At 52.2% G+C, this 24,503-nt stretch carries 21 protein-coding genes, 1 pseudogene and 1 other annotated feature; of the genes and pseudogenes, 8 read left to right on the top strand and 14 right to left on the bottom strand.

Translation table 11 applies throughout. The features are described from left to right. Positions 1-479: 479 nt before the first annotated feature. Both FC814_RS04660 and glsA read right to left on the bottom strand, forming a co-directional pair. Positions 480-1,772, bottom strand: coding sequence for an APC family permease (locus FC814_RS04660; RefSeq protein ID WP_000982146.1), 1,293 nt, complete (start codon positions 1,770-1,772; stop codon positions 480-482). A 2-nt stretch (positions 1,773-1,774) separates the two neighbouring features. After that, the gene (gene glsA / locus FC814_RS04655; protein ID WP_137325579.1) at positions 1,775-2,707 is read right to left on the bottom strand and encodes a glutaminase A; all 933 of its coding nucleotides are present in this window, start codon (positions 2,705-2,707) and stop codon (positions 1,775-1,777) included. A gap of 261 nt (positions 2,708-2,968) precedes the next feature. On the opposite strand from glsA, the gene copA reads away from it, so the two are divergent. After that, a complete protein-coding gene (copA, locus tag FC814_RS04650) occupies positions 2,969-5,473 on the top strand; it encodes a copper-exporting P-type ATPase CopA (protein ID WP_137325578.1) in 2,505 nt (834 codons plus the stop codon). A gap of 57 nt (positions 5,474-5,530) precedes the next feature. Here the strand turns inward: copA and FC814_RS04645 are convergent, their stop codons facing one another. Then, positions 5,531-5,872, bottom strand: coding sequence for a HigA family addiction module antitoxin (locus tag FC814_RS04645; RefSeq protein WP_000806439.1), 342 nt, complete (start codon positions 5,870-5,872; stop codon positions 5,531-5,533). Positions 5,873-5,907: 35 nt separating this feature from the next. Beyond that, positions 5,908-6,210, bottom strand: a complete 303-nt coding sequence (locus FC814_RS04640) for a type II toxin-antitoxin system RelE/ParE family toxin (RefSeq protein ID WP_137325577.1) — start codon at positions 6,208-6,210, stop codon at positions 5,908-5,910. 132 nt (positions 6,211-6,342) lie between these two features. Here FC814_RS04640 and FC814_RS04635 point away from each other — a divergent pair, with 132 nt between their 5' ends. Beyond that, the gene (locus tag FC814_RS04635) at positions 6,343-7,137 is read left to right on the top strand and encodes a TraB/GumN family protein (protein ID WP_137325576.1); all 795 of its coding nucleotides are present in this window, start codon (positions 6,343-6,345) and stop codon (positions 7,135-7,137) included. A gap of 204 nt (positions 7,138-7,341) precedes the next feature. Further along, a complete protein-coding gene (gene ybaK / locus FC814_RS04630) occupies positions 7,342-7,821 on the top strand; it encodes a Cys-tRNA(Pro)/Cys-tRNA(Cys) deacylase YbaK (RefSeq protein ID WP_000186623.1) in 480 nt (159 codons plus the stop codon). A gap of 36 nt (positions 7,822-7,857) precedes the next feature. Here ybaK and ushA read toward each other — a convergent pair whose 3' ends face one another. Further along, positions 7,858-9,510 carry a bifunctional UDP-sugar hydrolase/5'-nucleotidase gene (gene ushA, locus FC814_RS04625; protein ID WP_000670591.1) on the bottom strand — a complete coding sequence of 551 codons (1,653 nt, stop codon included), beginning with the start codon at positions 9,508-9,510 and terminating at the stop codon, positions 7,858-7,860. Between the two features lie 220 nt (positions 9,511-9,730). Between ushA and fsr the strand changes: the two genes are divergently transcribed. Both fsr and ybaL read left to right on the top strand, forming a co-directional pair. After that, positions 9,731-10,951 carry a fosmidomycin MFS transporter gene (gene fsr / locus FC814_RS04620; RefSeq protein ID WP_001251623.1) on the top strand — a complete coding sequence of 407 codons (1,221 nt, stop codon included), beginning with the start codon at positions 9,731-9,733 and terminating at the stop codon, positions 10,949-10,951. Between the two features lie 237 nt (positions 10,952-11,188). Then, a complete protein-coding gene (ybaL, locus tag FC814_RS04615; RefSeq protein ID WP_000546195.1) occupies positions 11,189-12,865 on the top strand; it encodes a YbaL family putative K(+) efflux transporter in 1,677 nt (558 codons plus the stop codon). Positions 12,866-12,982: 117 nt separating this feature from the next. On the opposite strand, the gene gsk is transcribed toward ybaL, so the two are convergent. After that, positions 12,983-14,287: an inosine/guanosine kinase gene (gsk, locus tag FC814_RS04610; protein ID WP_000671589.1), complete on the bottom strand. Its 1,305-nt coding sequence runs from the start codon at positions 14,285-14,287 to the stop codon at positions 12,983-12,985. A gap of 151 nt (positions 14,288-14,438) precedes the next feature. Between gsk and aes the strand changes: the two are divergent. Beyond that, positions 14,439-15,397: pseudogene (aes, locus tag FC814_RS04605) on the top strand (acetyl esterase). Here the strand turns inward: aes and hemH are convergent. The 8 genes from hemH to FC814_RS04560 all read right to left on the bottom strand — a co-directional run bounded on the left by hemH (position 15,394) and on the right by FC814_RS04560 (position 23,589). Further along, the gene (gene hemH / locus FC814_RS04600; RefSeq protein ID WP_001250121.1) at positions 15,394-16,356 is read right to left on the bottom strand and encodes a ferrochelatase; all 963 of its coding nucleotides are present in this window, start codon (positions 16,354-16,356) and stop codon (positions 15,394-15,396) included. The pseudogene aes and the gene hemH overlap by 4 nt on opposite strands. Positions 16,357-16,583: 227 nt before the next feature. Further along, positions 16,584-17,228, bottom strand: a complete 645-nt coding sequence (gene adk, locus FC814_RS04595; protein ID WP_001313630.1) for an adenylate kinase — start codon at positions 17,226-17,228, stop codon at positions 16,584-16,586. Positions 17,229-17,486: 258 nt separating this feature from the next. After that, positions 17,487-19,361 carry a molecular chaperone HtpG gene (gene htpG, locus FC814_RS04585; protein ID WP_000678208.1) on the bottom strand — a complete coding sequence of 625 codons (1,875 nt, stop codon included), beginning with the start codon at positions 19,359-19,361 and terminating at the stop codon, positions 17,487-17,489. A 109-nt stretch (positions 19,362-19,470) separates the two neighbouring features. Beyond that, entirely contained in the window at positions 19,471-20,076 is a 606-nt protein-coding gene (gene recR, locus FC814_RS04580) for a recombination mediator RecR (RefSeq protein ID WP_105907832.1), read from the bottom strand. Then, positions 20,076-20,405: a YbaB/EbfC family nucleoid-associated protein gene (locus FC814_RS04575; protein WP_001515903.1), complete on the bottom strand. Its 330-nt coding sequence runs from the start codon at positions 20,403-20,405 to the stop codon at positions 20,076-20,078. Before FC814_RS04575 ends, recR begins: the two co-directional genes overlap by 1 nt. A gap of 52 nt (positions 20,406-20,457) precedes the next feature. Further along, the gene (dnaX, locus tag FC814_RS04570) at positions 20,458-22,389 is read right to left on the bottom strand and encodes a DNA polymerase III subunit gamma/tau (protein WP_137325575.1); all 1,932 of its coding nucleotides are present in this window, start codon (positions 22,387-22,389) and stop codon (positions 20,458-20,460) included. Next, positions 21,061-21,125 (bottom strand) — a sequence feature (DnaX frameshifting element). (Overlaps the previous gene by 65 nt.) Before the next feature lie 118 nt (positions 22,390-22,507). Continuing rightward, positions 22,508-23,059, bottom strand: a complete 552-nt coding sequence (apt, locus tag FC814_RS04565) for an adenine phosphoribosyltransferase (protein ID WP_001515901.1) — start codon at positions 23,057-23,059, stop codon at positions 22,508-22,510. 152 nt (positions 23,060-23,211) lie between these two features. Further along, positions 23,212-23,589 carry a DUF454 family protein gene (locus tag FC814_RS04560; protein ID WP_001188910.1) on the bottom strand — a complete coding sequence of 126 codons (378 nt, stop codon included), beginning with the start codon at positions 23,587-23,589 and terminating at the stop codon, positions 23,212-23,214. A gap of 69 nt (positions 23,590-23,658) precedes the next feature. Here FC814_RS04560 and priC point away from each other — a divergent pair, with 69 nt between their 5' ends. Both priC and rsmS read left to right on the top strand, forming a co-directional pair. Next, complete coding sequence (gene priC, locus FC814_RS04555; protein ID WP_000858965.1) at positions 23,659-24,186, top strand: primosomal replication protein N''; 528 nt, start codon at positions 23,659-23,661, stop codon at positions 24,184-24,186. Between the two features lie 13 nt (positions 24,187-24,199). Continuing rightward, complete coding sequence (rsmS, locus tag FC814_RS04550) at positions 24,200-24,367, top strand: pleiotropic regulatory protein RsmS (protein ID WP_000051156.1); 168 nt, start codon at positions 24,200-24,202, stop codon at positions 24,365-24,367. The last annotated feature ends 136 nt before the right edge of the window (positions 24,368-24,503 follow it).

The raw sequence follows: 24,503 nt of genomic DNA, 5'->3' as shown, positions 1-24,503 counted from the left end.
TGATAGAAACAGAAGCCACTGGAGCACCTCAAAAACACCATCATACACTAAATCAGTAAGTTGGCAGCATCACCTAAAACTTATTAAAAATATCAGGCATTTATTTTTACGGTTTTTTAATTGTAATCGCGCCATAGATAAGTCACTTCCTTCCAGGTCATTATTTTAACTGGTTTTTATAACCAGCCTCATTTTATTTAAGAAGGGTAATAACTTGTGCATCTCTTTCGTTTTTATTCCCCCTATTAAAAGAAATGCAGCTAAAAAGCTTATACGTTATTTATTAAGAATACACTACGAGTTTTAGATTACCATCATCCGCATTGAGAATAATCCATAGTAAGAAGTGATAAGAATCACAGTTTTATCGTGTATATACCATTTTTTTGTGACTTATTTATTAAAAGTATAAGACGGAGGATTTGATTAAGAAAAAAAAATAAAGGCGCAGCACAGAAAGCACTGCGCGCAGGTAGATTTTATATGGTTTTATTCCGTTTCATTACCATTGCCACAATAAGGCTTAGTAATAGTGCGCCAATAATCCACATCAGTGCGCTGCTGCCCTGGGACCATAGACTGTAAATAAAACCGATGATTACCAATAGCATGACCATCATACCGACAACGAGGATTGGCAACGAGGCGTGAATATCATGACGCAGACGGATCGCCACCACAAACACCGCAAGGTAGCAGATCAAAAAGGTGGCGCTGGCAACACTGGCCAGGGAACCTAAATTAAGCGCCGCCGTCATCAGCATGATCAACACCACTATGATGATGTTGCCCCACGTACTCTGCCGCCACAGGGATTTATTCATTAGCTTCGGCAGTTCACGCTCGCTGCCCATGTTGTCCATGATATTAAACACCGCAAACAGGTTTGCGTTGATGGCTGATGCCGTCGCCAGCAAAGCACCTATCACCACTATCACATAACCCACATGCCCAAGCAGTGGAGAAGCGGCCTGCGCTACGGCGGTATCGGCATATTTTTCTAACTCTAATGCCGAAACATCACTAAGCAGCACCAGTGCCAGGGAAATATAGAGCAGTGTGGTAACGCCTATCGCCAGCAAAAATGCTCGCGGCATAATGACCGCCGGATCTTTCACTTTATCCGCCGCGTTTGCCATCATGCCAAAGCCCGCATAAGCAAGGAAGGTAATCCCGATACAAGAGAAGAATGCGCCGGAGCTGGGGGGCGCAGAGACGGAAATATGCGCCGGTTGCAGCGACCAGACGCCCGCAATAATCAGCAACAACAGGATCATCATTTTGATGCCGACAAGGATCACTTCCAGTCGCCCTACCGCATGGTTGCTTAAGGAGTTGAACAGCGTCATCAGGGCAATGATCGCCAGCGCGTAGAGCAAAATAAGATGCTCATCCTGGCTGCCCTCATGCAAAAACTGCACAGCATAAGCACCAAAGGCACGGGCAACCATCGCGATACTCACCGCCAGCGTCATCAGGTACAGCAACGAGAGCGCCAGCGAAAAAACACCGTTGCCTAACCCCCGGCGAAAGAAGTCAATAATCCCGCCATTGCTGGGATAACTTGCACCAAGGCGCGCATAGGCATATCCGGAAAACATCGCCACAATGCCGCCAAAAGCAAAAGCGACCCAGGTCGAGGCTTCCATTAGCAACGCCGCTTGCCCCAACAGGGCAAAGATCCCCGCCCCCACCATCGCCCCGATACCTATGGAAACCACATTCCATAGTCCCAGAGGTTTGTCACCGTTATTACCTTCCGTGTTCATCATGATCAGCCCTTAAACACGTTATAGCCGAGTTGTTTAGCGACCGATGCCACCATTTTTTGTCCACGAACACTGTTGCCTTCTTCATCCAACGGTGGCGAGAACGCGGCAATCCCCATCACGCCAGGCACTACCGCCAGAATGCCGCCACCGACGCCGCTTTTGCCGGGTAAGCCAACGCGATACGCCCAGTCACCAGAGCGACCATACAGCCCTTCCATCATCATTTCGGCCAGGATGTACGGCACATTGTCAGCCTGGAGAACGCGTTTTTGGCTTAGCGGATTAACACCGCCCGCCGCCAGTGTCGCGCCAAGCGTAGCCAGCTCAACGGTATTGATAAGCGTGGAGCACTGGCGGGTGTACACATCACAGGCTTCCATCGCATCGCAATAGAGATATCCAGAGGAATACAGCAGCCAGGCAATCGCCCGGTTGTGGAAGTTGGTGGTCTGTTCCGACTGGTTCACTTCCTCAGAAAGCGCCACCTGCTCACCAGCAAGTTGTTGTTGGATGTGTAAAATTCTCTGCCAGCGTTGTTCAGCATTATCGGCTTTGATCAGACTGGTAGTGGCGATAGCGCCTGCATTTACCAGCGGCGACAACGGCTTGCCACCATGAAGTTCTAAGGCAATGACTGAATTAAAAGGTAATCCGGTCGGATCAGCGCCAATTTTGTCCTGCACCGCCTGCGGGCCGACATCTTCCAGCGCGAGGGCTAAAGTACAGACTTTCGAGATGGATTCCAGCGCAAAGCGGTAATCACTATCACCCGCGCGATAGACGTTGCCATCGCAAGTCACAATAGCTACCCCCGCCAGTTGGCTGGGGACATTCGCCAGAAAGGGAATGTAATCGGCATTTTGCCCGCCGCTAAGTGAGTGAAATTGGGCATATGCCTGATCCACTGCCTGCTGTAAATTTTTTGCATCTGACATCTGTTGTTAACTCCTTTTTATAGATGCGGGAGGCTATTCCTCATCCCGATGCCAATTTTCAGGCATCCTGATTTAACTTAGCACCCGCAACTTAACCAAAGGAAAACAAAGAGATAAATGTCTAATCCTGATGCAAATTGAGCCAATCTTTTAATCTCCACCGCGTTTTCATTGCGCTACGAAATAATTTCTTGACCTTCCCCTTGCTGGAAGGTTTACCCTTTATCACAGTCAGTCAAAACTGTCTTAAAGGAGTACGTTATGTCACAAACTATCGACCTGACCCTGGACGGCCTGTCCTGCGGTCACTGCGTTAAACGCGTGAAAGAAAGTCTCGAACAGCGCCCGGACGTTGAGCAGGCAGATGTGTCAATTACTGAAGCGCACGTCACAGGTACTGCCAGCGCGGAACAGCTTATCGAAACCATCAAGCAAGCGGGTTATGACGCATCTGTAAGCCACCCAAAGGCTAAACCGCTGGCGGAGTCATCAATCCCGTCGGAAGCACTGACAGCGGTTTCTGATGAGCTTCCGGCAGCAACCGCCGATGACGACGATAGCCAGCAGTTGCTGTTGAGCGGCATGAGCTGCGCCAGCTGTGTCACCCGCGTACAAAATGCGCTGCAAAGCGTACCGGGCGTCACCCAGGCACGGGTAAACCTGGCGGAGCGCACTGCGCTGGTGATGGGCAGTGCCTCCGCACAAGATTTAGTGCAGGCGGTGGAAAAAGCAGGCTACGGCGCGGAAGCGATTGAAGATGACGCTAAACGCCGTGAGCGCCAGCAGGAAACAGCCGTCGCTACCATGAAACGCTTCCGCTGGCAGGCAATTGTCGCTCTGGCGGTGGGTATCCCGGTAATGGTCTGGGGGATGATCGGCGATAACATGATGGTCACCGCCGACAACCGCAGCCTGTGGCTGGTTATTGGGCTGATAACCCTGGCGGTTATGGTTTTCGCTGGCGGACATTTTTACCGCAGTGCATGGAAGAGCCTGCTCAACGGCGCGGCGACGATGGATACGCTGGTGGCGCTGGGTACTGGCGTGGCATGGCTCTATTCAATGAGCGTTAACCTGTGGCCGCAGTGGTTCCCGATGGAAGCACGACATCTTTATTACGAAGCCAGCGCGATGATTATCGGTCTGATTAATCTCGGTCATATGCTGGAAGCGCGTGCGCGCCAGCGTTCATCGAAGGCGCTGGAGAAATTACTCGATTTAACCCCGCCGACGGCGCGACTGGTTACTAACGAAGGTGAAAAGAGTGTGCCGCTGGCAGACGTTCAGCCAGGTATGTTGCTGCGCCTGACAACCGGTGACCGTGTGCCGGTGGATGGCGAAATCACTCAGGGCGAAGCGTGGCTGGATGAGGCGATGTTAACGGGCGAACCTATTCCACAGCAAAAAGGCGAAGGCGATAGCGTTCATGCCGGGACAGTGGTGCAGGACGGTAGTGTGCTGTTTCGCGCCAGCGCAGTCGGCAGCCATACCACGTTGTCGCGGATCATTCGCATGGTGCGCCAGGCTCAGAGCAGTAAGCCAGAAATCGGTCAACTGGCGGATAAAATCTCTGCCGTGTTTGTGCCGGTGGTAGTGGTGATTGCGTTGATCAGTGCGGCAATCTGGTATTTCTTTGGACCCGCACCGCAAATTGTTTATACCCTGGTGATTGCCACCACGGTGCTGATTATTGCCTGCCCCTGTGCGCTGGGGCTGGCGACGCCGATGTCGATTATTTCCGGCGTCGGGCGCGCGGCAGAATTTGGGGTGCTGGTGCGGGACGCCGACGCGCTGCAACGCGCCAGTACGCTCGACACCGTGGTGTTCGATAAAACCGGGACGCTGACCGAAGGTAAACCACAGGTTGTCGCAGTAAAAACGTTTGCTGATATTGATGAAGCGCAGGCATTGCGTCTGGCGGCGGCACTGGAGCAAGGTTCCAGCCATCCGCTGGCGCGGGCAATCCTCGATAAAGCAGGCGATATCACGCTGCCACAGGTCAATAGCTTCCGTACATTGCGCGGACTGGGGGTAAGTGGCGAAGCGGAAGGCCATTCACTGCTGCTGGGGAATCAGGCTCTGTTAAATGACCAGCAAGTCGATACGAAAGCGATTGAAGCTGATATTTCAGCCCAGGCATCACAAGGCGCAACGCCGGTGTTACTGGCCGTTGATGGCAAAGCGGTGGCTCTGTTGGCGGTACGCGATCCATTGCGTAGCGATAGCGTGGCGGCGCTGCAACGTCTGCATAAAGCGGGATATCGTCTGGTAATGTTAACCGGCGATAACCCAACCACCGCCAATGCGATCGCCAAAGAAGCAGGGATTGATGAAGTGATTGCGGGTGTATTGCCGGATGGAAAAGCCGAAGCGATTAAACGTCTGCAAAGCGAGGGTCGCCAGGTAGCAATGGTGGGCGACGGCATTAACGACGCGCCGGCGCTGGCCCAGGCGGATGTCGGTATTGCAATGGGTGGCGGGAGTGATGTTGCCATTGAAACAGCGGCGATTACCCTGATGCGCCATAGCCTGATGGGGGTTGCAGACGCACTCGCCATCTCCCGCGCGACGCTACGCAATATGAAGCAAAACCTGCTTGGCGCGTTTATCTACAACAGTATCGGTATTCCGGTCGCCGCCGGTATTTTGTGGCCGTTCACCGGAACACTGCTTAACCCGGTGGTCGCCGGAGCGGCAATGGCGCTCTCGTCGATTACGGTGGTGAGTAACGCTAACCGATTGCTGCGGTTTAAACCGAAGGAATAAGTATGTCATTGCGGATGCGCTGCTTTAGGGTGGCGCATCCGTTATAGGGAAATGATTTTACGCGACCTTTTTTGCACGCTCTTCACGGCGTGCCAAATATTCAGCCACTGTTTCAATCCGTCCCAATTCTTCCTGGGTGCGCATGTTGTTTTCAACTTCCCAAAGATCAACTGCCGCCTGGAGGTTTAGCCAAAAATCCACTGTGGTATCAAAAACTTTCGCCAGACGAAATGCCATATCAGTGGTGAGTTTACGATTATTATTGATCAGTGCACTGACGCTATTACGATGAACATGCAGCAACTCTGCTAACTCATTGATTTTCAAATCGAGCGGTTCCAGATATTCATAGAGAAGAATATCTCCGGGTGTCGTCGGTTTTCTTGTTGCCTGTTTCATGGTTTTACCTTTCTCGTCAATACGACAGCTATGTTTTAGTAGTTGTGTGGATCTAAAAACAATTCTTCGGCCTTGCCATTAACCCATTTAAATATCAGTCGGTACTGTTTATTCACTCTTATGGAGGAGTATTCCTGCAATTTCCCCGATAACTCTTCGTACCGGTTCCCTGGTGGGGAACGTAAATCCCGATGGGAAGTGGCAGCATTAATGATGTCCAATTTTCTTGATAACGCGTTATGGATTTCAGCAGGGATCTTTCGATGTGCCGTTGAGTGGACAAAAAAATCAGCCAGCCAGGGATCACGAAAACTCCTTATGTTGATTTTTTGAGCCATTCCATTCTCATCTCCTTGTCCATTATTTAATCATTATAATGCACACAAGCACTGTGCACAAGTGCAACAATCAACTCCATTTGCGCCATCCCTCCCCGCGCGCTAGCATGATATTTCACAAAGGGAGGTCGTATGGATCTGTTGTACCGGGTAAAAACACTTTGGGCCGCGCTGCGCGGTAATCATTACACCTGGCCTGCCATCGATATCTCCCTCCCCGGCAATCGCCATTTTCATCTGATTGGCAGTATTCATATGGGTAGCCACGATATGGCTCCTCTACCCGCCCGTTTGCTTAAAAAGCTCAAACAAGCCGATGCGCTGATTGTCGAGGCAGATGTTTCCACCAGCGATACGCCTTTTGCTAATTTGCCTGCCTGCGAGGCGCTGGAAGAGCGCATCAGCGAAGAACAATTACAAAATCTGCAGCACATCAGCCAGGAAATGGGCATTTCTCCGTCGCTCTTTTCTACCCAACAACTGTGGCAAATCGCGATGGTTCTCCAGGCGACGCAGGCGCAAAAACTGGGGCTGCGGGCAGAATATGGTATCGATTACCAGCTATTGCAGGCGGCGAAACAACAACATAAGCCCGTGATTGAACTGGAAGGGGCAGAAAATCAGATTGCCATGTTGCTCCAGCTCCCCGACAAAGGACTGGCGCTGCTGGACGATACGCTGACCCACTGGCATACCAACGCACGGCTACTACAACAAATGATGAGCTGGTGGCTGAATGCGCCGCCACAAAATAATGAAATAACGCTGCCCAATACGTTCAGCCAGTCGCTGTACGACGTGTTGATGCATCAGCGAAATCTTGCCTGGCGGGATAAATTACGGGCTATGCCACCGGGGCGCTATGTGGTCGCGGTCGGTGCGTTACATCTGTATGGAGAAGGGAATTTGCCACAAATGTTGCGCTAAAAAAAATGGCCAATATCGCTATTGGCCCGTCAAAGAGGAATTTCATATTTTTATTATTATGCCGTCACTTTAAGCGACGGTGTAACTCGATTGTCGCTCAATCTCACCATCCTGCCAATACTATTAGGCAAGATGACTCTTTTTTTTGAGCCGCCATCAGGCGTATGCTTTCTTCGTTTTTTTGTTTAAGGCAGGAAAATTACGATGACACCCGCAGTTAAATTACTCGAAAAAAACAAGATTTCATTCCAGATTCATACCTACGATCACGATCCGGCTGAAACCAACTTTGGCGATGAAGTGGTCAAAAAATTAGGCTTGAATGCAGATCAGGTCTACAAAACGCTGCTGGTCGCAGTGAACGGCGATATGAAACATCTGGCGGTGGCCGTTACGCCGGTCGCCGGTCAACTGGATCTTAAAAAGGTGGCAAAGGCGCTGGGTGCCAAAAAGGTAGAGATGGCCGATCCGATGGTGGCACAGCGTTCGACGGGATATTTAGTTGGGGGAATTAGCCCACTAGGACAGAAAAAACGTCTGCCGACGATTATTGATGCCCCCGCGCAAGAATTTGCCACTATTTATGTTTCCGGTGGCAAGCGCGGACTGGATATTGAACTTGCGGCAGGCGATCTGGCGAAGATCCTCGATGCGAAATTTGCCGATATCGCCCGCCGGGATTAAGCATTGTGCCGGATGCAAACATCCGGCACTTTCAGATTACTGCCAGCTCACCTCACCTTTCGGCTCATACGCGCTCGCATCCAGCGGCGAGTTTTTCTGGATATAGTCTTTCAGCACTTCAGCATCTATAAAGCCGGTATTGACATAGCCCGGTTTATTATCAAGGCGCGGATAACCATCACCGCCGGTGGCATTGAAGTTTAACGTCGCCATGCGGTAAGTTTTTGCCGGATCGACCGGTTCGCCTTTGATTTTCAGGTCGTTAAGTTTGCCATCTTTCGCCACAAAGCTGACGTTGGCAAATTGCGGATAGGCACCGGAATCCGGCTTCATTTGTGCAACGGCGGTCAGGTAATCAATCACTTCCTTACCGCTCATGTCGGCATACACCACCACATTGCCGAACGGCTGCACTTTCAGCACGTTTTTATAACTGATGTTACCCGCGTCGATGGAGTCACGAATTCCGCCTCCGCTCATCACCGCAAAGTCGGCTCCGGTGCGATCCATTTGTGCTGCCAGAATCAACCGTCCCATATTGGTCTGTACGAAACGAACTTTGCTGCGGTCGCCTTCAAGACGGTCACTAACCTCACCAATTTTCACTTCCAGCTGTGCTTTGCCTTTGTTCTGGAACGGTGATAACAGCGAGATCATTTGCTGGTTTTCGGCGATTTCCGGGGTGTACAGCACGCGTTCGCTTTTTCCGTCTTCCCAGGTCACTTTTTTCTTCAGGTTCACCGGAATCAACTGGTAATTGACCATTTTCATTTCGCCATTGCGAAACTCAAAATCGGCTCGTCCCACATACTTGCCCCACTCATGCGCCTGGACAATCCAGATGCCGTTTTGTTGATCCGGCTTGCAAGGTGTACCCGGCACATAATCGACCTGTTTTTTATTTTCTGCTGCCATGCAGACCGGATCTTGCGAGTGACCGCCGACAATCATCGCCAACGATCCGGCAGGCAGGCTGCGCGCCATCTCTACATCGCCCGGTGCGTTTGAACCGTGTTCGCCATTATCGTAATGCCCCATATGCGTGGCTGCAATAATAATGTCCGGCTTTTCTGTCTGTTGCAGTTCCTGAATCACCAGCTTCGCTTCGTCGGCAGGTTTACGAAATTCAATGTCGGTGAAATATTCCGGGTTACCAATTTTCGCCGTGTCATCGGTCGTCAGACCAATTACCGCGATTTTCAGATCCTGACGCTTAAACAACGCCCAGGGTTTAAACAAACGCTCGCCGGTACTTTTTTGATAGATATTGGCGGAGAGCAACGGGAACTTTGCCCATTTTTCCTGCTGACGTAATACGGTGAGCGGGTTATCAAATTCATGATTACCGATTGCCATCGCGTCATAACCCACCAGATTCATGCCGCGAAAATCCGGTTCGGCGTCCTGTAAATCAGACTCTGGAACACCAGTGTTAATGTCACCTCCAGAAAGTAACAGCACGCTACCACCTTCAGCCGCGACTTCTTTGCGGATACCATCCACCAGCGTTTTTTGCGCCGCCAGACCATATTCGCCATATTCATTACGCCAGAAATGACCGTGGTGGTCGTTGGTATGAAGTACCGTAATTTTGTAGGTTTTATCCTGCTCATAAGCCTGGGCGGTTTCACTCGCCAGTGTAAATGCGGCTAATAGTGCTAATGCCACCCCCCGCTGCAAAAACTTCATATTTCTCTCTCCCTGACCAGATATCAACGTGTTGAAAATTAGTATGAAGCGACATAATAGACAAGTCTGTGTTCGGTGATGGTAAATCTACATACAAAAATGGAAATTCTGTATTAAGCATTGAGACTTCCTTCAGACAGCGCATACAGGTATGTTAGTCGGGTAATAATCACAAATAAGATCATTCTTTACATCGCAACTCTGAAAAAGTGACTTTCCTATGGCAATGAGTGAACAAACCCAGCCTGCGGCGGGCGCGGCTGCATCGACCACTAAGGCTCGTACATCATTTGGTATTTTAGGCGCAATCAGCCTTTCGCATCTGCTGAACGACATGATCCAATCGCTAATTCTGGCGATTTATCCGCTGCTTCAGTCAGAGTTTTCCCTGACGTTTATGCAGATTGGGATGATTACCCTCACCTTTCAGCTCGCCTCTTCGCTGTTGCAACCGGTAGTCGGTTACTGGACAGATAAATACCCAATGCCGTGGTCATTACCGATTGGCATGTGCTTTACCATGAGCGGCCTGATACTGCTGGCGCTGGCGGGTAGTTTTGGCACGGTTCTGCTGGCGGCGGCGCTGGTCGGTACGGGTTCGTCGGTCTTTCACCCGGAATCTTCCCGCGTGGCGCGTATGGCGTCTGGTGGACGTCATGGCCTGGCGCAATCTATCTTCCAGGTAGGCGGTAACTTTGGTAGTTCGTTGGGGCCATTGCTGGCGGCGGTGATCATCGCCCCTTACGGCAAAGGCAACGTTGCATGGTTTGTGCTGGCGGCGTTGCTGGCTATCGTGGTACTGGCGCAAATCAGCCGTTGGTACTCTGCACAGCATCGGATGAGTAAAGGCAAACCGAAAGCAATAATAATCAATCCACTGCCGCGTAATAAGGTCGTGCTGGCTGTTTGTGTGCTGTTAGTGCTGATTTTCTCGAAATATTTCTATATGGCGAGCATCAGCAGCTATTACACCTTTTATCTGATGCAAAAATTCGGATTATCTATCCAGAATGCCCAGCTTCATCTGTTTGCCTTCCTGTTTGCCGTCGCGGCGGGTACGGTGATTGGCGGGCCTGTAGGCGATAAAATCGGTCGAAAATATGTGATTTGGGGCTCTATCCTCGGCGTTGCGCCATTTACCTTGATTTTACCCTACGCCAGCCTGTACTGGACGGGGGTTTTAACGGTGATTATTGGATTTATCCTCGCCTCGGCGTTTTCCGCCATTCTGGTCTACGCTCAGGAGCTACTTCCGGGACGTATCGGCATGGTTTCTGGACTGTTTTTCGGTTTTGCTTTCGGTATGGGGGGGCTGGGCGCTGCGGTTCTGGGGCTTATCGCCGATCATACCAGTATCGAGTTAGTTTATAAAATCTGTGCTTTCCTTCCACTTCTTGGTATGTTGACCATATTCCTGCCTGATAACCGGCATAAATCCTGATTTCCATGCAGCCAAAGGTAAACTTTGGCTGCTTCATTTTGCAGTAGCCATAAGCCTTTCCTCTTCATACACCTTATCACTTTTCCGATCCGTGCCTTTTTTGCGGTTAATTCCATTTTTCTGCAAAATTCAACAATTATTCATAAACATCAACCATGAAATTGTCATAAACTATTACCTGTAATTTTGGTTTTCCCAGCCAAAAATGGACAACAACTACCAGGAACAGGAGACGGAATGCATCACGCCACCCCGCTTATCACCACCATTGTTGGCGGCCTTGTGCTCGCTTTTATCCTCGGCATGATTGCTAATAAACTGCGTATTTCTCCTCTGGTGGGATATCTGTTAGCGGGCGTGCTGGCAGGACCATTCACTCCAGGGTTTGTTGCCGATACCAAGCTTGCGCCGGAACTGGCAGAGCTGGGCGTTATTTTGCTGATGTTCGGCGTCGGTTTGCATTTTTCGCTCAAGGATTTGATGGCGGTAAAGTCCATTGCCATTCCCGGCGCGATCGCCCAGATAGCCGTGGCGACGCTGCTGGGTATGGCGCTCTCTGCCGTGCTGGGCTGGTCGTTAATGACCGGTATCGTGTTCGGTTTATGTCTTTCCACCGCCAGTACCGTGGTGTTACTGCGCGCACTTGAAGAACGGCAATTAATAGACAGTCAGCGCGGGCAAATCGCCATCGGCTGGTTGATTGTGGAAGATTTGGTGATGGTTCTGACGCTGGTGTTGCTGCCCGCAGTGGCAGGGATGCTGGAACAGGGCGATGTGGGCTTCGCGACGCTGGCGGTTGATATGGGGATCACCATCGGCAAGGTGGTAGCATTTATCGCCATAATGATGTTAGTGGGTCGCCGTCTGGTGCCGTGGATTATGGCACGCAGCGCGGCAACCGGTTCGCGTGAACTGTTTACCCTGTCGGTGCTGGCACTGGCGTTAGGCATTGCTTTTGGTGCGGTAGAACTGTTTGACGTCTCCTTTGCGCTCGGTGCATTCTTCGCTGGGATGGTGCTGAATGAATCCGAACTTAGCCACCGCGCCGCACACGATACGCTGCCATTGCGCGACGCCTTTGCGGTGCTGTTTTTTGTCTCCGTCGGGATGTTATTTGATCCGTTAATTCTGATTCAGCAACCGCTGGCAGTGCTGGCAACGCTGGCAATTATTCTGTTTGGTAAATCTGTCGCGGCACTGTTCCTCGTCCGGCTGTTTGGTCACTCCCAGCGCACGGCGTTAACCATCGCCGCCAGCCTCGCGCAGATTGGTGAGTTCGCGTTTATCCTGGCGGGACTGGGAATGGCATTGAATTTACTGCCGCAGGCCGGACAAAACCTGGTACTGGCAGGCGCGATCCTGTCGATTATGCTCAACCCGGTGCTGTTCGCGCTGCTGGAGAAATATCTGGCAAAAACCGAAACGCTGGAAGAACAGACGCTGGAAGAAGCTATCGAAGAAGAGAAGCAGATCCCGGTGGATATTTGCAACCATGCGCTACTGGTGGGCTACGGTCGTGTAGGCAGTCTGCTGGGGGAGAAATTACTCGCCTCTGATATTCCGTTAGTGGTGATTGAAACATCACGAACCCGCGTCGATGAACTGCGTGAGCGCGGCGTTCGCGCGGTACTGGGCAACGCGGCGAATGAAGAGATCATGCAACTGGCGCATCTGGAGTGCGCGAAATGGCTGATTCTGACCATTCCTAACGGTTACGAAGCTGGCGAGATTGTGGCCTCTGCTCGCGCCAAAAACCCGGATATTGAGATTATCGCCCGCGCCCATTATGACGATGAGGTGGCGTATATCACCGAACGTGGCGCGAATCAGGTAGTGATGGGTGAACGTGAAATCGCCCGTACTATGCTGGAACTGCTGGAAACGCCACCGGCGGGTGAAGTGGTGACGGGGTAATACATTGACGCCATTGCCGGATGCGATGCTGCCGCATCTTATCCGGCCCACAGGTGCCATCTTCCGTAGGTCGGATAAGGCGTTTACGCCGCATCCGACTGTCATTGGTTCAATGGCTTAACGATCCCAGTAAGACTCTTCCAGGCTGTCTTCTCGCTCCGGCAGACCGCGCGTTAAACGTGGTGAATGCTGGTTCAGTACCTGATAGCTCACACGGTTAGCATATTTACACACCTGCGCTAACGACGAATAAGTCAGCCAGGTGAATTTATGCTTGCTGGAATTTGGCACGTTAGTGCGGTGATAGCTATTGGCGGTAATGTCATGCAACAGCGCCGCCAGCGCCCCATCACCGGCACCGTTAGTGTTCATGATTTTTTCTGGCCCGCCCATATACGGCGCAATGTGCGAATAGACGCGCAGCGGATTCTGGCAATCTTTGTGGCGCATGGCGCGGCTAAACTCATACTGGTTAAATTCCGCGATAGCGCCCGGCAACAGCGGATGCTGGGTTTTGCGTTTCGCTTCGTCTTCCGTAAAGCCCGCCATATACAAGCCGATTGGCCCGGCGGTGCACAGCACCAGATCAACCCAGTCCAGCGCCTTATCAGATGCCAGCAGCGGATCGCTCTCTCCGGTCAACGCTTCAGCTTCTTCTTCGTTCATCGCAAGGATGGAGACGTGTTCTTTGAGGAATTGCTGCCACCATTGTGGATTCTCGGCGATGACAAATTTAGTGCCCAGCGTCAGCACCACCGGTACGTTATATTTCTTCGCATACTCAATGGCTTTCATGGTCGCTTCCGGCATCGGTTCACCCGGCTTGCAACGCACCAGATAGGACGTTAATACCAGCGCCGACGCTCCGGCGATAACATCTTCCGGAATGCTTTCTGCCCGTAACTGGTTCATATGACCTGGACTGATAGCAAAGGTACGTTCGCCAGACTCACCAATCAGCGTAAAGCAACGACCAATCGGGCCATCCACACCCTGCAGATAGTTAAGATCGGTACGGCTGGATGTATTGCACAAGTAACGATAGGCATAGCTGCCAATTTCAATATTGCTGCACATCACGCCCAGCAGCACCGAACGGTCGTCCGCGAGCACCGAGTAGTTGTGCATGGTATTGCCAATAGTGCCACCTGCAAACTGATGAGTAATCAGGTTTTTCTGTTTCAGCTCCTGATAAAGTGCTTCAGCAACATCATCTTCAATGACCAGTGAATGCCCGGCGCTTAATCCATAACGTTCAATAAAATCGTCTTCCACTTTCGCTTCAATATCCACCAGCGTCTGGTCGATACCGACCACCCAGGCTGCGCTGGTTTCGTTTTCTGGTTGGATTTGCTGCAACAGCGGATCGCGTGCATTTACGGGGAAGTAATGTTTGGATTTACGTTTGCCGGGAAATTTCATGGTTGTTTTTACGGGTGGTTAACTGAGCGGCGAATGTTAACACAATCATGCCTGAACGCGCGAGACGCAGGCAGTTTCAATATCAGCCGACGGGATCGCATTTTCATGGGAGATATTCCTTACAATGGTGCCATTTGAAAGGAGTTTTTGCATGAAGCCGGAAAACAAACTACCCGTGCTGGAGCTAATCTCTGCCGAAATGAAGGCGGTTGTTAACACTCATCAGCCCGATTTACCGCCCTGGCCCGCAACGGGAACGATTGCCGAACAACGCCAGCATTATACGCTTGAGCGCCGATTCTGGAACGCTGACGCTCCAGAAATGGAAACCAGAGCTTACGCGGTTCCGACAAAATATGGACAGGTGAAAGCACGGCAATTTTGTCCGAACCCGGATAGCCCGGCGACGCTGTTTTATCTACATGGCGGCGGTTTTATTCTCGGCAATCTCGATACCCACGATCGCATTATGCGTCTGCTGGCAAAGTACACCCAGTGTACGGTGATTGGCATTGATTACACCCTTTCGCCAGAAGCGCGTTTTCCGCAAGCGATAGAGGAAATCGTGGCGTCTTGTTGTCACTTCCACCAGCAGGCGGGCGATTATCAGATCAATATGTCACGCATTGGTTTTGCCGGTGATTCCGCTGGCGCCATGCTGGCGCTCGCCAGTGCTTTATGGTTGCGTGATAAGCAGATCGATTGCGGCAAAGTTGTGGGTGTTTTGCTGTGGTATGGGCTTTACGGATTACGCGATTCCGTGACTCGTCGTCTGTTGGGGGTGACTGGGATGGCTTAACGCAACAAGATTTGCAGATGTATGAAGAGGCGTATTTAAGCAACGACGCAGACCGCGAGTCGCCGTATTACTGCCTGTTTAATAACGATCTCACTCGCGATGTGCCCCCCTGCTATATCGCCGGCGCAGAGTTCGATCCGCTGCTGGATGACAGTCGCTTGCTTTACCAGACGTTAGCGGCGCATCAGCAGCCCTGTGAGTTCAAACTCTACCCAGGCACGCTGCACGCCTTTTTGCATTATTCACGGATGATGAAAACCGCCGACGAGGCTCTTCGCGACGGCGCTCAATTCTTTACCGCTCAGCTTTAGCGATACGCGGCAACAAGATTAGCCATCATTTCGATATGTTCCGGTGTGGCATTAAGCGCCGGAATATATTCATATTTTTTTCCGCCTGCACCGAGGAAGACTTCACGGTTTTGCTCGGCAATCTCTTCCAGTGTTTCCAGACAATCCGCAGCAAAGCCCGGACACATCACCTGAATATGGCCGACACCTTTTTCTCCCAGCATTTTCAGCGTTTCGTCGGTATAAGGCATCAGCCAGGGTTCCCGACCAAAGCGCGACTGAAAGGTCATCATCACTTTTTCCGGTGCCATCCCCAGTGCGGAAGCCAGTTCACGAGTCGTTGTGCGACAACGTTGCGGATAATCATCGCCTTCATCCGCATAACGTTGCGGAATGCCATGATAAGAAAGCAACAGCAGATCCGGTTCGCCATGTTTGGCAAAAGAAGCGCGAACGCTATTCGCCAGCGCATTAATGTAATCGTGGTTATCGGCGTAATCGCGAATAAACGATATCCCCGGAATGCTACGTTTGCGCGCCAGAATGCGAGCCAGTTCATCCCACACCGCACCGACCGTTGAACAGGAGTATTGCGGGTAGAGCGGCAGTACCACGATATGATCAACATGTTCAGCCAGTAGTTCATCTACGGCGCTTTCCAGCGATGGCGTGCCGTAGCTCATTCCCAGCGCCACGGGCGTCTCCGGTAAACGTTGTGCCAGCGCCTGTTGTTGCTGGCGGCTGTAAACCATCAGCGGCGAGCCACCTTCCATCCAGACAGAGGCATACAGCTTCGCCACACGCGGCGAGCGCAGCGGCAAAATCACGCCGCGCAGCAATGGCCACCACAACAGCCGTGAAGTATCGACTACGCGTCTGTCGCTTAAAAATTGTTTCAGGTAGCGTTTTACCGCTTCAGGTGTGGGGGCATCGGGTGTGCCCAGGTTTGCCAGCAGGATACCGGTTTTTGTCTGACGCATTACCGCCTCTTATCGATTCAACTTGTTGATAATTGTAGCGGAAAAGTGAGGAAGAAGAACTAATTGCTGTGAGAGGTCAAATCAGAAAAAGGAATAACGCAGATTGAGGTTTTTGTAAAAGGCCGAATGAAAATCCGGCCTGAGATTGCTGATAAGTTTGCTTGTGCAAGCCTGTTCCCCTCACCCTCTCCCCGAGGGCAAGGGGACTATCCGTGCGCGCTTTCGAATTAACCGAGGATTTTTTCCAGAGCCGCGCGAACTTCAGCAACCGGTTTGGTGCCGTCGACTTTTGCGTATTTGGTGTTGCCCGCTTCCGCTTCTTTAGAGTAGTAGCCAATCAGCGGCGCAGTCATCTGATGGTATTCAACCAGACGTTTACGCACGGTTTCTTCCTGATCGTCTTTACGAGTAGTCAGTTCTTCACCGGTAACGTCGTCTTTGCCTTCTACTTTCGGCGGATTGAATTTAACGTGATAAACACGACCAGACGGCGCATGAACGCGGCGACCGACAATACGGTCAACGATCAGTTCGTCCGGTACGTCGAATTCCAGAACGTAATCAACATTGATGCCCGCTTCTTTCATCGCGTCTGCCTGCGGAATGGTACGCGGGAAGCCGTCCAACAGGAAACCATTACGGCAGTCTTCCTGAGCAATGCGCTCTTTAACCAGCGCGATCACCAGTTCGTCGGTGACCAGTTTGCCAGCATCCATAATGTCTTTTGCTTGTTTACCCAGCTCGGAGCCAGATTTGACCGCAGCACGCAGCATATCGCCAGTGGAGATTTGCGGAATACCATATTTCTCCATGATGAACTGAGCCTGAGTCCCTTTCCCCGCGCCCGGAGCGCCAAGCAGAATGATACGCATTGCGAAAATCCCCTTAAAATGTGTCGAATTTTTTGAAAAAGCGATAAACGATACCACCAACAGGCAATTGCCTCAAGAAAGGCACATGGGGCTGAAACGGTTAAGGGGAGAAAGTTTGGGGGAAAGTGCGGTTGATGCCCCTCACCCCGGCCCTCTCCCCAAAGGGGCGAGGGTGAAAACCAGCGCAGTTCTTTAATATCTGCACGATCGATCCCCTCTCCCCTTTGAGGAGAGGGTTAGGGTAAGGGGGTAAAAGGCTTACGACACCAGCAGCTGGTTCATACGACGAATAAACAGGTTCGGATCTTCCAGCGTACCGCGTTCTGCCAGCAGCGCCTGATCCAGCAGCAGTTCTACCCACTCGCTGAACTTCGCTTCATCTTCAGTATCTGCCGCACGTTTCACCAGTACGTGATCCGGGTTCAGTTCGAAGATATATTTCACTTCTGGCACTTTCTGGCCCGCCGCAGCGAACAGTTTCGCCATCTGAGTGCTCATTTCGTCCGCGTCAGTAGACACAATCGCTGGCGTATCGGTCAGACGGTGAGTCAGACGGACATCTTTCACACGCTCGCCGAGCAGGGCTTTCACACGGTCGATAAACGGAGTCAGTGCTTTCTCCGCTTCTTTCGCGCTCTCATCAACTTCGTCAGCCAGTTTTTCCAGCGACTCGTCAACTTTGGACACAGACTGGAACGGTTTACCGTCGAACTCAGTCAGATAGTTCATCATCCACTCATCGATGCGGTCAGAAAGGAGCAGAACTTCGATGCCTTTCTTACGCAGCAGTTCCAGGTGCGGGCTGCTCTTCGCTGCCGCATAGCTGTCTGCGGTGATGTAGTAGATTTTCTCCTGCCCTTCTTTCATGCGGGAAACATAGTCTTCCAGAGACACGGTCTGCGCAGAAGAGTCGGTATAAGTAGAAGCAAAACGCAGCAGTTTGGCGATCGCTTCCTGGTTAGCGAAATCTTCCGCCGGCCCCTCTTTCAGTACCAGGCCAAACTGTTGCCAGAAGGTCTGATATTTTTCCGCGTCGTCTTTCGCCAGTTTTTCCAGCATTTGCAGCACACGCTTGGTCAGCGCATTGCGCAGGTTACGCGTTACCGTGCTGTCCTGGAGGATTTCACGGGAAACGTTCAGCGGCAGATCGCTGGAGTCAATCAGACCACGCACGAAGCGCAGATAGTTCGGCATGAACTGTTCTGCGTCGTCCATGATGAACACACGCTGAACATACAGTTTCAGGCCGTGTTTATGATCGCGGTTCCACATATCCCACGGAGCCTGGGACGGGATGTACAGCAGGCTGGTGTACTCCTGCTTACCTTCAACGCGGTTGTGGCTCCAGGTCAGCGGATCGTTAAAGTCGTGGGCGATGTGTTTGTAGAACTCTTTGTACTCTTCATCGGTGATTTCCGACTTGTTACGCGTCCACAGCGCCTGCGCTTTGTTGATTTTCTCCCAGGAAATAACGGTTTCGCCGTCTTTCTCTTCGCGTTTTTCGATCTCTACCGGCAGCGCGATATGGTCGGAGTATTTGCTGATGATGGAGCGAACGCGCCAGTCATCGAGGAATTCATCTTCGCCTTCACGCAGATGCAGGGTGATTTCAGTACCGCGATCTTCTTTGGTGATGTCGGCAACGGTGTATTCACCTTCGCCAGCCGATTCCCAGAAGACGCCGTTTTCTGGTTTTTCGCCTGCCGCGCGAGTACGCACGGTCACTTTATCGGCCACGATAAATGCGGAGTAGAAACCAACACCAAACTGACCGATCAGCTGGCTGTCTTTCGCCTGATCAGACCCCAGAGATTCGAGGAACGATTTGGTGCCGGATTTAGCGATAGTCCCCAGGTGGTCGATCACTTCGTCGCGGGTCATCCCCACGCCGTTGTCGGAAATAGTCAGCGTGCGCTTGTCTTTATCGAAAGAGACACGAACGCGCAGTTCGCCATCACCTTCGTACAGATCCGGATTAGAGAGCGCGCGGAAACGCAGCTTGTCCGCCGCATCGGAGGCGTTAGAGATAAGCTCACGCAGGAAGATTTCTTTATTGGAATAGAGAGAATGGATCATCAGATGCAGAAGCTGCTTCACTTCTGACTGAAAACCACGAGTTTCTTGTCCTTTCATGTAGGTCTACCTCAATGATGCCATTTTAAGGTTAAAAACAGGATGAGGGAGAGATGGGGACAAGGGGGGGTAATTTCAAGCGAGAGCAGGTGATCCTGCTCTCGTTTGCTTAAAAACGAATCTTATGACGCCCGGCGAGTGAGTGCGACAGCGTGGTGCCATCGACCATTTCCAGTTCGCCGCCAACCGGTACGCCGTGGGCAATACGGCTGGCTTCCACGTCATACTGCGCGCAAAGCTCGGCAATGTAGTTAGCGGTGGCTTCACCTTCGACCGTTGGGTTGGTGGCGAGGATCACTTCGGTGATTTTTTCCTCCACCAGACGCTGTTCCAGACGATCAAGTCCGATATCATCCGGGCCAATGCCGTCCAGCGGTGACAGGTGCCCCATCAACACAAAATAACGACCGGAAAACTGCCCCGTCTGCTCAATGGCGTAGATATCCGCAGGACTCTCTACCACGCAAATCTGACCGTTTTCCTGACGACGCGGGTTTGAACAGATGTTACAGACTTCCTGTTCAGTGAAGGTGCGGCAATCGGCGCAGTGACCGATTTCCGACATCGCCCGGGTGAGCGCCTGCGCCAGACGCATCCCGCCGCTACGATCGCGCTGAAGCAGCGTGAACGCCATACGCTGCGCTGACTTCGGGCCAACGCCCGGCAGACAGCGCAGTGCTTCCATAAGCTGTGTTAACAGCGGGCTGGTTTGCATCAGAACGGCATCTTAAAGCCTGGCGGCAACTGCATTCCGGAGGAAACAGAGGCCATTTTTTCTTTCTGAGTTTCTTCGATACGACGCGCCGCATCGTTGAATGCCGCTGCAACCAGATCTTCCAGCATCTCTTTGTCATCTTCCAGCAGGCTTGGGTCGATCTCAACGCGACGGCAGTTGTGTGCGCCGTTGATGGTCACTTTCACCAGACCTGCGCCGGATTCGCCGGTCACTTCCAGCTTCGCGATTTCTTCCTGCATCTGCTGCATTTTTTCTTGCATCTGCTGGGCCTGCTTCATCAGGTTGCCCAGACCGCCTTTACCAAACATAGGTTTCTCTCTCAATCACGTTAAGGATGACGATCGTAAGCTGTGCTTACGATCAAATGGGGCGGATACTTTCTTCATCCAGCTCCGCATCGAAGAATCGACGCAGGGTCTGAATATTATTATCCGCAATAATGGACTCGCGCGCCTGCGCAAGTTTTTCTTCGTATATCGCCTGACGCCACTCCAGCGGCGTACGCACCGCTGGATTATCATCTTCAACGATAGTCAGTTCAACCGTTGAGCCATTTAACGTACTCAACGCTTCAGCCAGTTTTTGTTGTGCACCGCTGTTATTCAAATGACGCTGAGAGGAGCGCAAATGCAGACACACCGTGTTGCCGTTCTCCTCTTTCCAGGCATTTAACGCCACCTGTTCGACCAGTTTTGGTAGCGAAAGTTGGCTCACCTGTGCTGCCCACGGATCGCGCTCAATGGCTTCTGCCGCCAGCTTCGCCGCCAGCTCTGGCGTTTTTTCATGTTCCAGCGCCTTTTTCAGCGCCTTCGGCGTGGCGACGACTTCTTTTTGTTGCATCACTGGGGTGGTTGCCTTCCAGCGATACGCTTCTTTTTTGGCTGGCGCTTTTTCCAGCGCCGATGGTGCCGGACGCGACTGAACGCGATCGGTGACCGAAGCCAGTCTTTCCAGCGCAGCGTTATTCACCGGCCGCGCGCGGGTAGCGGCTGCCGGTTCACTCTTTTTTGCTTTGGTTGCTCCCTGTGCGCGCTGTAGTTGCTGGCGCGCCGCCAGCACCTGGCTGGTGGTTTCTGAGAGCGGTACGGTCGGTGCCTGCTGCGGCGCTGATTGCGGCTGTGGCGGCACCTGCATTGGCGTCATTACCGCCGTCGGCGCGACTGGCGCAAAGGACTGGCGCGGCACTTCCGGTTCGGGTAGAGGCATACGCGGATGGAACGCCAGCGCGCGCAATAGCGTCATTTCAACGCCCATGCGTCTGTCTGGCGCATACGGTAATTCTTTGCGACCAATCAATAGCGTCTGGTAGTAAAGCTGAATATCTGTTGGCGGCACGGTACGTGCCAGTTCACGCATCCGCAGCTCAATGGCAGCCATGTCATTGCCAAGCGCAGCAGGCGAAAGCTGTACCATCGCAATGCGGTGCAGCAGGCCGAGCATTTCCACCAGCAACGCTTCCCACTCAATACCACGAGCAGCGGCTTCGTTAATCAGCGCCATTACGCGCTCGCCGTTGGCTTCGACCATCGCTTCTACCAGCGACAGCGCCTGATCGTCGTCGAGCGTACCGAGCATCGAACTGACCGCCTGGGTCGAAACCTGACCATCACTGCTGGCAATCGCCTGGTCAGTCAGACTTAACGCGTCTCGCAGGCTGCCTTCAGCGGCGCGCGCCAGCAGTTGCAGCGCCCGAGGCTCGTGGGCGATATGTTCTTCGTTGAGAACATGCTCAAGCTGATGACGAATTTGCTCGACATCCAGCGCCTTGAGATGAAATTGCAGACAGCGCGACAAAATCGTCACCGGCAATTTCTGCGGATCGGTGGTTGCCAGCAGGAACTTCACATGCTCTGGTGGCTCTTCAAGGGTTTTTAACAGTGCGTTGAAGCTGTGGCGCGACAGCATATGCACTTCGTCGATCAGATAGACTTTAAAGCGACCGCGCGCTGGCGCGTACTGAACGTTATCCAGCAGGTCGCGGGTATCTTCGACTTTGGTGCGCGAGGCGGCATCGATCTCAATCAGATCAACAAAGCGTCCCTGTTCGATTTCGCGGCAGTTATCGCATACGCCGCACGGCGTCGCGGTAATGCCTGTTTCGCAGTTTAGCCCCTTCGCCAGCAGTCGGGCGATAGAGGTTTTTCCGACGCCACGGGTGCCGGAAAAAAGATAAGCATGATGAATACGCCCTAACGACAAGCCGTTCGCCAGTGCGGTCAGCACATGTTCCTGGCCGACGACGTCAGCAAAGGTTTGTGGGCGCCATTTTCGGGCTAAGACCTGATAACTCATTGGCAGGCTCTGAAACGCTGGAAGGTGGATTCACGAAGGGGTAATGCTAACACAGCCCCGTCAGAACGGCGAGGCTGAATGTACATCTTGTGCTGCCCATGGCGCGGGCTGTCGAAAATTAGTGGCCCGGGAACGGGACAAGGCTATAACAGGTAATGCCTTGATTTTCGAGACGCTGTTCACCGCCGAGGTCGAACAAATTAATGATGAATGCAGCGTCAGTGACTTCACCGCCCAGACGACGGATCAATTTCACTGTCGCCTCAATGGTGCCCCCAGTTGCCAGCAAATCGTCGACTACCAATACTTTGTCACCTGGTTTAATGGCATCAACGTGGATTTCCAGCTTATCGGTGCCGTATTCCAGTTCGTAAGTTTCGCTGATGGTTTCGCGCGGCAGTTTGCCCGGTTTACGTACCGGTACAAAACCTACGCCCAGACCCAATGCTACCGGAGCACCAAACAAGAAGCCACGTGCTTCGGTGCCGACAACTTTGGTAATACCCGCATTTTTGTAACGCTCAACCAGCAGGTCGATGCTGAGAGCGTAAGCTTTCGGGTCTTCCAGTAAGCTGGTGACATCACGGAACAGAATGCCGGGTTTTGGGTAGTCCTGAATGCTTTTGATGCTATTTTTGAGATACTCAAGCTGCTGTGCAGTCGCGGTCATAAGTGTATGCCTGCTTGTTACGGTGGTACTCACGGCGCGTTTTAAACGTATCAAAAGTAACTTTTGTTTAACCTTTGACCGCCTGCGCCTGTGCTCGAAAACGCCAGAATGTACTGGCTGTGCGCGATAATTGCAACAGCGATTGTTGTGCTTCAGTGCTTTTCTTGCTTTTCATCAATCACCGGGATTCGCCACATAAAAATCAGCAAACAAGTGAGGATCACCAGCAACAAAATGCGTACCCACACCATATGCACAAACCATAGTGAAATAGCAAAAGTCACGAGTATCAATAAAATCGCCCGTGGTTTTGCGCCACGCGGCATTGCATGGTATTTCTGCCAGAAACGTAAATAGCTGCCAAACCATGAGCGGTACAACAGCCAGGCGTGAAAACGCGGGGAAGAGCGCGCAAAGCACCAGGCCGCCAACAGGATAAACGGCGTAGTCGGCAATACCGGTAATACCACGCCCAGCGTACCCAACACTACCGCCAGCCAGCCAATGATGATTAAAATGATTCGTTGCATATTGAGTGTTGTCAGCTTACAGAGTGGCTACTTTAGCATAACAATTATCATTTTCATTGAGGTCTTATCGTGAAAACTACCTTGCTGCTGGAAAAACTGGAAAGTCAGCTCGCCACGCTGCGCCAGCGTTGTGTCCCGGTGGCGCAGTTCAGCACGTTAAGCGCCCGTTTCGACAGGCATCTTTTTCAGACTCGCGCGACAACGTTACAGGCTTGTCTTGATGAGGCGGGCGATAACATGGCTGCGCTTCGTCACGCAGTCGAACAGCAGCAGCTGCCGCAAGTAGCCTGGCTGGCAGAACACCTGGTCGCCCAACTGGAAGCGATTGCCCGTGAAGCGGCATCCTGGTCACTGCGCGAGTGGGACAGCGCGCCACCCAAAATTGCCCGCTGGCAACGAAAAAGGATTCAACATCAGGATTTTGAACGGCGATTACGTGAGATGGTAGCGGAACGTAAATCCCGTCTGGCGCAGGCAACCGATCTCGTAGAGCAGCAAACGCTGCATCGTGAAGTAGAAGCCTATGAAGCGCGTCTGGCGCGGTGTCGCCATGCGCTGGAAAAAATCGAAAACAGGTTAGCGCGTTTAACCCGCTAACAATGGAGAGAGTATGTCACTGGAAAATGCCCCTGACGATGTCAAACTGGCCGTCGATTTGATTGTGCTGCTGGAGGAAAATCAGATCCCTGCCAGTACCGTGCTGCGCGCCCTTGATATTGTAAAACGTGATTATGAAAAGAAATTAACGCGCGATGATGAGGCGCAAAGCGAAAAATAAATGGGGTGGCTAGATGCCGTCCCTGCGATTGCTGACAAACTCGCTTACGGGTCAAAACGGGCACGGCTTTCCCCCTCGCCCTTTTAGAGAGAGGGTCGGGGTGAGGGTATTATTCGCACAGGCGCTGGCCTGCCCC

Source organism: Escherichia sp. MR, assembly GCF_005280595.1.
Lineage (GTDB): Bacteria > Pseudomonadota > Gammaproteobacteria > Enterobacterales > Enterobacteriaceae > Escherichia > Escherichia ruysiae.
This window is presented reverse-complemented; position numbering and strand designations above follow the sequence as displayed.

Coding starts and splice junctions, on each gene's coding strand:
- ybaK (WP_000186623.1), top strand. CDS start 7,342: ATGACACCCGCAGTTAAATTACTCGAAAAAAACAAGATTTCATTCCAG.
- copA (WP_137325578.1), top strand. CDS start 2,969: ATGTCACAAACTATCGACCTGACCCTGGACGGCCTGTCCTGCGGTCAC.
- fsr (WP_001251623.1), top strand. CDS start 9,731: ATGGCAATGAGTGAACAAACCCAGCCTGCGGCGGGCGCGGCTGCATCG.
- FC814_RS04635 (WP_137325576.1), top strand. CDS start 6,343: ATGGATCTGTTGTACCGGGTAAAAACACTTTGGGCCGCGCTGCGCGGT.
- FC814_RS04645 (WP_000806439.1), bottom strand. CDS start 5,872: ATGAAACAGGCAACAAGAAAACCGACGACACCCGGAGATATTCTTCTC.
- FC814_RS04640 (WP_137325577.1), bottom strand. CDS start 6,210: ATGGCTCAAAAAATCAACATAAGGAGTTTTCGTGATCCCTGGCTGGCT.
- apt (WP_001515901.1), bottom strand. CDS start 23,059: ATGACCGCGACTGCACAGCAGCTTGAGTATCTCAAAAATAGCATCAAA.
- adk (WP_001313630.1), bottom strand. CDS start 17,228: ATGCGTATCATTCTGCTTGGCGCTCCGGGCGCGGGGAAAGGGACTCAG.
- FC814_RS04575 (WP_001515903.1), bottom strand. CDS start 20,405: ATGTTTGGTAAAGGCGGTCTGGGCAACCTGATGAAGCAGGCCCAGCAG.
- dnaX (WP_137325575.1), bottom strand. CDS start 22,389: ATGAGTTATCAGGTCTTAGCCCGAAAATGGCGCCCACAAACCTTTGCT.
- FC814_RS04560 (WP_001188910.1), bottom strand. CDS start 23,589: ATGCAACGAATCATTTTAATCATCATTGGCTGGCTGGCGGTAGTGTTG.
- FC814_RS04660 (WP_000982146.1), bottom strand. CDS start 1,772: ATGATGAACACGGAAGGTAATAACGGTGACAAACCTCTGGGACTATGG.
- recR (WP_105907832.1), bottom strand. CDS start 20,076: ATGCAAACCAGCCCGCTGTTAACACAGCTTATGGAAGCACTGCGCTGT.
- ushA (WP_000670591.1), bottom strand. CDS start 9,510: ATGAAGTTTTTGCAGCGGGGGGTGGCATTAGCACTATTAGCCGCATTT.
- ybaL (WP_000546195.1), top strand. CDS start 11,189: ATGCATCACGCCACCCCGCTTATCACCACCATTGTTGGCGGCCTTGTG.
- rsmS (WP_000051156.1), top strand. CDS start 24,200: ATGTCACTGGAAAATGCCCCTGACGATGTCAAACTGGCCGTCGATTTG.
- htpG (WP_000678208.1), bottom strand. CDS start 19,361: ATGAAAGGACAAGAAACTCGTGGTTTTCAGTCAGAAGTGAAGCAGCTT.
- hemH (WP_001250121.1), bottom strand. CDS start 16,356: ATGCGTCAGACAAAAACCGGTATCCTGCTGGCAAACCTGGGCACACCC.
- glsA (WP_137325579.1), bottom strand. CDS start 2,707: ATGTCAGATGCAAAAAATTTACAGCAGGCAGTGGATCAGGCATATGCC.
- gsk (WP_000671589.1), bottom strand. CDS start 14,287: ATGAAATTTCCCGGCAAACGTAAATCCAAACATTACTTCCCCGTAAAT.